The sequence below is a fragment of the Streptomyces sp. DH12 genome, assembly GCF_020873895.1.
Classification (GTDB): domain Bacteria; phylum Actinomycetota; class Actinomycetes; order Streptomycetales; family Streptomycetaceae; genus Streptomyces.
Map to the genome: position 1 here is coordinate 1 of NZ_JAHWGT010000223.1, position 779 is coordinate 779.

Annotated in this window: 2 protein-coding genes; both read right to left on the reverse strand. The window is 70.7% G+C overall.

Going from position 1 to position 779, the window contains the following annotated elements; translation table 11 throughout:
• The coding region (locus LPA54_RS33660) for a 4Fe-4S cluster-binding domain-containing protein (RefSeq protein ID WP_228984505.1) at nt 1-320 on the reverse strand (320 nt) is incomplete at its 3' end.
• Nucleotides 317-779: glycine radical domain-containing protein (locus LPA54_RS33665; RefSeq protein ID WP_306806579.1), on the reverse strand; the 463-nt coding region annotated here is incomplete at its 5' end. The genes LPA54_RS33660 and LPA54_RS33665, both read right to left, overlap by 4 nt.

Sequence of the window (779 nt, forward strand, 5' to 3'; positions counted from 1 at the left end):
GTGTGCAGGCCGAGTTCCTTGCAGCGGCGGAGGAGCGCGGCCGTGAAGACCGGCTGGAGGAGGGCCTCGCCGCCGGTGAGGGTCACTCCCCCGCCGGCGGTGGTGACGAAGCCCCGGTACTTCTCGATCTCGGCCATCACCTCGTCGACGGTGGCCGGTTCGCCGTCCCGCATGTGCCAGGTGTCGGGGTTGGCGCAGTAGAGACAGCGCAGGGGGCAGCCGCTGAGGAACAGCACGAACCGGGTCCCGGGACCGTCCACCCCCGTGGACAGGTCCCAGGAGTGGATCCGGCCCGTCACCGGTTCGACCGTGGTGTTCACAGCGATCCGTGGAAGGTGCGGCTGATCACGTCGAGCTGCTGCTCGCGGGTGAGGCGGACGAAGTTGACGGCGTACCCGGAGACCCGGACCGTCAGCTCGGGGTACCTCTCCGGGTGTTCCATGGCGTCCTCCAGGGTCGCCCGGTCCAGCACGTTGACGTTCATGTGGAAGCCGCCCGAGGACATGTAGGCGTCGAGGATGCCGACCAGGTGACCTGCGCGTTCCGCGGGGACGTGCCCGAGGCCCTCCGGGGTGATCGTGGTGGTCAGGGAGATGCCGTCCCGCGCCGCCTCGTACGGGAGCTTGGCCACCGAGAGGGCCGAGGCGGCGACCCCGTGCCGGTCACGGCCGTTCATCGGGTTGGCGCCGGGGGCGAACGGGGCGCCCGCGCGCCGGCCGTCGGGGGTGTTGCCGGTGTGCTTGCCGTAGACCACGTTCGAGGTGATGGTCAGCACGGAC